Source organism: Roseovarius maritimus (assembly GCF_043355895.2).
In the GTDB taxonomy this organism is placed as follows: Bacteria; Pseudomonadota; Alphaproteobacteria; order Rhodobacterales; family Rhodobacteraceae; genus Roseovarius; species Roseovarius maritimus.
Map to the genome: position 1 here is coordinate 953,747 of NZ_JBHFPF020000001.1, position 6,152 is coordinate 959,898.

5 protein-coding genes are annotated in these 6,152 nt (G+C 62.1%); 4 read left to right on the forward strand and 1 reads right to left on the reverse strand.

The window, feature by feature from the left end:
- The first annotated feature begins 195 nt into the window (after positions 1-195).
- From ACEWPM_RS04740 to ACEWPM_RS04755, 4 genes are all read left to right on the forward strand, one after another.
- Entirely contained in the window at positions 196-1,137 is a 942-nt protein-coding gene (locus ACEWPM_RS04740; protein ID WP_393963384.1) for a hypothetical protein, read from the forward strand.
- Positions 1,138-1,215: 78 nt separating this feature from the next.
- Positions 1,216-3,765 (forward strand): VWA domain-containing protein, encoded by a 2,550-nt coding sequence (locus ACEWPM_RS04745; protein WP_420768002.1) that lies wholly within the window; start codon positions 1,216-1,218, stop codon positions 3,763-3,765.
- Positions 3,766-3,786: 21 nt separating this feature from the next.
- Positions 3,787-3,942 carry a hypothetical protein gene (locus tag ACEWPM_RS04750; RefSeq protein WP_393964153.1) on the forward strand — a complete coding sequence of 52 codons (156 nt, stop codon included), beginning with the start codon at positions 3,787-3,789 and terminating at the stop codon, positions 3,940-3,942.
- A 339-nt stretch (positions 3,943-4,281) separates the two neighbouring features.
- The gene (locus ACEWPM_RS04755) at positions 4,282-5,295 is read left to right on the forward strand and encodes an IS110 family RNA-guided transposase (RefSeq protein WP_393964152.1); all 1,014 of its coding nucleotides are present in this window, start codon (positions 4,282-4,284) and stop codon (positions 5,293-5,295) included.
- A 449-nt stretch (positions 5,296-5,744) separates the two neighbouring features.
- Here ACEWPM_RS04755 and ACEWPM_RS04760 read toward each other — a convergent pair.
- Positions 5,745-6,152: zinc-binding dehydrogenase (locus tag ACEWPM_RS04760; RefSeq protein ID WP_420768003.1), on the reverse strand; the 408-nt coding region annotated here is incomplete at its 5' end.

Sequence of the window (6,152 nt, forward strand, 5' to 3'; positions counted from 1 at the left end):
TCGCGCAGATCGTGATGCCCGCAGTCTATGATTTCTTGGGGCATCTGAGCTAAACGAAGGAGAGAAAAGAACATGACTATTCGAGCATGTCGAGACAGATCCGGCCCAAAGCCGAGCGACGTGCAGTCGATATCTTTGCACGGAGCGCGCAGGAAGAGCGCCGTTTGGCTATTCACTCTGGCGACTGTTACGGCATTGGCCGGTCCCGCCAGAGCGGAGGCACCACCTTGTGAAGGCACCTACGAGTATTTCTTTGGTAAGAGCTTCGTCAACGTCGCGCCGGGAAATGCCCTGCCGGATGCCGGGCGTATCGCGCAGGCGTACAACAATCGCGAGGGATGGGTTGGCCAGACCATCCGAAAGCCCCAAAGCGAGGGCTTTTTCGAGATGGAAGTCAACCAATGCGGGCGCGAGTTCGTCATCAGCCAAGGCGGCAAGAGTATGCTCTTCGTGCAATCGGCGAATGATGACACGACATATGTGGCGCAGAACATCGGCATCGAGAGCGGTTCACTGACGATGCGCGTCATCGGCCACAAGGTTTTTGTCGGCAAGGTCGAGGGTGTGACGCAGGGCTTCAAATACACCTTTCCCGTCGCGATGGAGCCGCGCGGCACCTCCATGCCGGATCTCGAGGGATGCGACGATGAGGCGGTGGTATCCTCTGATACCTTTGCGCAGGAAAAGACCGCAACGCGTGGTTTTCTCGCTGCGCGTGGCATGACCCCGCCCGCGGAGTACGCGCCGGGCGACTATTTTCGCGCTCTTGAGACGGAGCGCGACCTGGCCGGCACCGCCCGCGACGGATCCACCCGACACATCCGGTTCCGGATGGGCCGCAACAACGCAATCCTGCCCGAAATCGGGATGCGCGAGATCTGCCAAGCCGGGCCGGGCAAGCTCGACCCGCCGCGCCGGGTTCTCAATTTCAAGATATTCCGGGTGGAAGGGCCTGACGGTTTCTTGGTCTTTGCTCAGGAAATCGACATCGAAACGGGCAAGATTCTTGGGCAGGCAGAGGGCGAGAGCATAGGCCGCGGAGCGCCGGCTTTGCAGGGCGCGATGAAAGATGCCGCCACGGCGCTCGAAGCGAACGGAACCGTCATAGGCCCGCTTAGTGACGGCATCATGCCTTGACAGATCGGTGAACAGTAAGGCTCGATACCGGCAGCGCGGCGCATCGAAGTTCGATCATCACACGCGAAGGAAGTGAATATGAAACATACCATCTTCAACGCGGCGACACTGTCGCTTGTCGGGACCCTGGCCTTTTCCACGACCGCGTATGCCGCCGATGAAAACGTTATGATCGTCTTCGACGGCTCGAACTCGATGTGGGGACAGATTGACGGCACCGCCAAGATCGAGATCGCGCGCGACGTGATGGAAAATCTGCTGGGCGAGTGGACCGCCGACCGCAATGTCGGGCTGATGGCCTATGGCCATCGCCGCCGCGGCGATTGCACCGATATCGAAACGCTTGTTGCGCCGGGAAAGGATACCCGCGCGGGTATCCTCGAGCGGATCGGCGGGATCACTCCGACAGGCAAGACGCCGCTGACAACCGCCGTGGAGCGCGCCGCAACCGAGATGTCCTACGCGGACAGGCCCGCAACCGTGATCCTGATTTCGGACGGGCTGGAGAGCTGCGAGCGCGACCCTTGCGCGCTGGCAGACGCGCTGGAAAAAGGCGGCGTCGGCTTTACTGCGCATGTGGTTGGTTTTGGTCTTGGCGATGCGGATGCGAGCGCGCTGTCCTGTCTGGCTGACAGGACGGGTGGTCAGTATCTGTCAGCTGGCAACGCCGACGAGCTTGGCAAGGCATTTGCGAGCGTCAGTGAGGCTGTATCCACTCCCGAACCTGCGGCTGAACCTCAGCCCGAACCAGAGCCTGAATATGACGTCACGCTGGACGCCCCCGCCACGGCCCTCGCCGGGGACAAGATCCGCGTCAGCTGGACCGGAACGGTGGCCGCGCAGGACTACATCACCATCGTCCCGATGGGCGCCGAAGAGGGCAGCGCCGAGAATTACATCCGGGTAAGCGATGACAGCGAGAATGACCTGCAGGCGCCCGGTGAAACCGGCCTATACGAGCTGCGCTATGTGCTGAATGAAGGCCGCCGCACGCTGGCCTCGAAGCCCATCGAGATCACCGAGCCCGAGGTCACGCTGAGCGCCCCCGCCACGGCCCTCGCCGGGGACAAGATCCGCGTCAGCTGGACCGGGACGGTAGCCGCGCAGGACTACATCACCATCGTCCCGATGGGCGCCGAAGAGGGCAGCGCCGAGAATTACATCCGGGTCGGGGACGACAGCGAGAATGACTTGCAGGCACCCGGCCAGACGGGCCTATACGAGCTGCGCTATGTGCTGAATGAGGGCCGCCGCACGCTGGCCTCGAAGCCCATCGAGATCACCGAGCCCGAGGTCACGCTGGACGCCCCCGCCACGGCCCTCGCCGGGGACAAGATCCGCGTCAGCTGGACCGGAACGGTGGCCGCGCAGGACTACATCACCATCGTCCCGATGGGCGCCGAAGAGGGCAGCGCCGAGAATTACATCCGGGTAAGCGATGACAGCGAGAATGACCTGCAGGCGCCCGGTGAAACCGGCCTATACGAGCTGCGCTATGTGCTGAATGAAGGCCGCCGCACGCTGGCCTCGAAGCCCATCGAGATCACCGAGCCCGAGGTTACGTTGAGCGGTCCCGCCACGGCCCTTGCCGGGGACAAGATCCGCGTCAGCTGGACCGGAACGGTGGCCGCGCAGGACTACATCACCATCGTCCCGATGGGCGCCGAAGAGGGCAGCGCCGAGAATTACATCCGGGTAAGCGATGACAGCGAGAATGACCTGCAGGCGCCCGGTGAAACCGGCCTATACGAGCTGCGCTATGTGCTGAATGAGGGCCGCCGCACGCTGGCCTCGAAGCCCATCGAGATCACCGAGCCCGAGGTCACGCTGAGCGGCCCCGCCACGGCCCTTGCCGGGGACAAGATCCGCGTCAGCTGGACCGGGACGGTGGCGCCGCAGGATTACATCACCATCGTCCCGATGGGCGCCGAGGAGGGCAGCGCCGAGAATTACATCCGGGTCGGGGGCGACAGCGAGAATGACCTGCAGGCACCCGGCCAGACCGGCCTTTACGAGTTGCGCTATGTGCTGAACGAGGGCCGCCGCACGCTGGCCTCGAAGCCCATCGAGATCACCGAGCCGGAGGTTACGTTGAGCGGTCCCAATGAAATCAGAGCCGAAGACACAATCGGCATTTCGTGGACCGGTGCCGTCCACGGCCAGGACTATGTCACTATCGTTCCAATCGGCACACCGGATGAGGAGTCCGCTACTTATGTCCGGGTCGGGGAAAACACCGATGCCAAGCTCGCCGCTCCCGCCGAGAGGGGCCTTTACGAGCTGCGCTATGTGCTGAACGAGGGCCGCCGCGTACTCGCGCGGCATCCAATCGAGGTGCTTGCCGCGGATGCCGCACTGGAAAGCGGCGCCAGCCTGAGCGCGCCCGAGACTGCTGCTGCCGGCGCGACCATCAGCGTCGATTGGACGGTGCAGAATGCCAGCGGAGATCAACGCATCTCGATCGCGCGGGCAAATCAGGCGACGTTCACCTGGATCACCGCCATCAAGATCGACGGCGCGCCGCCGGTTTCCATCACCCTTCCGGACGCGCCGGGCATGTATGAGCTGCGGTTCCTGGATATTCCCGGCCAGTCGGTTCTGGCCCGCCGGATCATCCGGGTCGAGTGATCACGGCGAAGGCTCTCCAAGATGAGCGTAACGCTGTCCACTGGCGAGCAGGCAGAGATCAATCATCTGCAACCCTGCCTGCTCGACAGGGCGCAGATGGTCGATGCGCAGCGTGTTCTTGCCCTTTTCTCCAGCCTGGGGACGCTGTGTGTCGCGGCGCGCGGCTTTGCCTCTTAAAAATTGGGGCAAAATCCGGTATTTCTGGCCGCGAGGCATCGGTGGGCCGCCGAGGCTTAGATTGCAGCACATTGGCGGAAGCTCCCGCCTGGGGGCGCTCTTCTGACCGAGCGCGATGAGACTGGGCCTGGGCTGCTTATTCCGGGGCCGGCCTTGCAGCGGCATGAGCGCAGCTGGATCAATCCGGCCTTTGGCGACACACCCGTTTCGCAGCGGATCACCACAGTGTCTTACGTCATATAAAGTGGGACAGGTTTGAGGATTTGAATAACGGAGATGCGGTCATCGGGCCAATTCGCCACAATTGTTGTGGTGATTTGCAGCTAAGAGGAGATGACCATGGCGTATTACATAGGGCTTGATGTTTTGGTCGAGAGCACGGCCATTTGCGTGATTGACGACGCCGGTTGCGTCGAGCAAGAGTTTTCCGCGCGCAGCAATCCTGAGGATATCACACATGCGCTCGATCCGTTCTCTGACAATATTGGCGGGATCGGTCTCGAAGCCGGACCGATGTCGAGTTTTCTGGCTGAGGGCCTCAAGCAGAGAGGCTTGGACAGCGTTTTGATCGAGACGCGAAGGGTTCATGCAGCGTTATCTGCCGTTCCGATCAAGACGGACCGGCGGGATGCCCGGGGCATCGCCGAGTTGCCTCGCATGGGTTGGTTTCAACCGGTTCATTTGAAGACCCCTGCTGCCCGGGACCTGCGGTTGATGCTGTCGGCGCGCGATCGTCTGGGTCGTCGTGTCCGTGAACTCGACAATTCGGTTCGAGGCCTTCTGCGCGGATTTGGGTTGAGGGTTCCCACAGGAGCACGAGGCCGGTCTTGTGATCTGGTTCGTGACTTGATCGCCGGCAATGCAGTGCTGGAGGCGGCAATCTCCCCGCTCCTGTCAGCACGCGATGCGATGGCAGAGCAGTTTGCCAAATTGGACAAGTTGGTTCGGGATCAGTCTCGGAACGATGAGGTCTGCCGTCGCCTCATGACCATTCCCGGCGTTGGCGCCGTGGTTGCGATGACCTTCCGAGCCGCTATCGACGACCCGAAACGGTTTCGTTCATCAAAGTCGGTGGGCGCCTGCTTTGGCCTGACGCCGAGACGATACCAATCAGGCGGAACTGATCGGGTCACGGCGGTCACCAAGGCTGGCGATGCCAGCGTGCGGGCAGCGCTCTATGAAGCGGCGCATGTGATGCTGGTGAGAACCACACGCTGGACCCCGCTCCAAGCATGGACGACGCGTGTTGCCGCTCGACGGGGCGCAAAGCGCGCGAAAATTGCCCTCGCGAGGAAACCGGCGGTCATCATGCACCGGATGTGGATGGACGGCACGGAGTTCAGAACCGCCTGACACACAAAGAACACCAGCCCTTCCGCAAGGAAGGCGCCCCTGAAGGGACGTGGTGAGGGAAAAGCCGACAGAAATCCTGACCTGGATATCAAAGTCGCCACGGAGATGGGCTTTCCCGAACCAAAGCCAAGCGCATCATGTGAGTGCCATACGCAGATCACGGACAGAAGCATGCACCTTCAGTCGCCATATCCTTGCAAAGCCGCCCTTCGCCCTGAAGGCAGGTTATCACCCGCCCGGCTGCTGGACGCAGACTATCGAGATACTCTCTGACCGGCCGTAGCCTCCCTTGTCGTTGGTGCCCGGCGCGATACGAAGCCCGGCATGGGGTGCAGCACGGTGCGTGGCGCGGGCTGGCAAGGGTGGGCAGTGATTGAACCGCGCCATGTATGGAAAAAGGGCAGCCCGCTGGGGCCGCCCGTATGATTTTTTCCAGCGTTTTCAGCAGATCAGTAAACCACAACGCTGCGGATGCTCTCGCCTGCATGCATCATCTCGAAGCCCTTGTTGATCTCCTCCAGCTTGAGGATGTGGGTGATCATCGGGTCGATCTCGATCTTGCCGTCCATGTACCAATCGACGATTTTCGGCACATCGGTGCGGCCCCGCGCGCCGCCGAAGGCCGTGCCTTTCCAGGTGCGGCCCGTGACCAGCTGGAAGGGACGCGTGGCAATCTCGGCGCCGGCGGGTGCGACGCCGATGATGACGCTCTCGCCCCAGCCCTTGTGCGACGCTTCCAAGGCTGTGCGCATCACGCCGACATTGCCGGTGGCATCGAAGGTATAGTCGCCGCCGCCGCCCGTCAGCTCGACCAGATGGCCGACCAGATCGCCCTTCACCTCTTTCGGGTTGACGAA

Bases quoted from the DNA above. Each gene is read 5' to 3' on its own strand.
- ACEWPM_RS04745 (WP_420768002.1), top strand. From the start codon at position 1,216: ATGAAACATACCATCTTCAACGCGGCGACACTGTCGCTTGTCGGGACC.
- ACEWPM_RS04750 (WP_393964153.1), top strand. From the start codon at position 3,787: ATGAGCGTAACGCTGTCCACTGGCGAGCAGGCAGAGATCAATCATCTG.
- ACEWPM_RS04755 (WP_393964152.1), top strand. From the start codon at position 4,282: ATGGCGTATTACATAGGGCTTGATGTTTTGGTCGAGAGCACGGCCATT.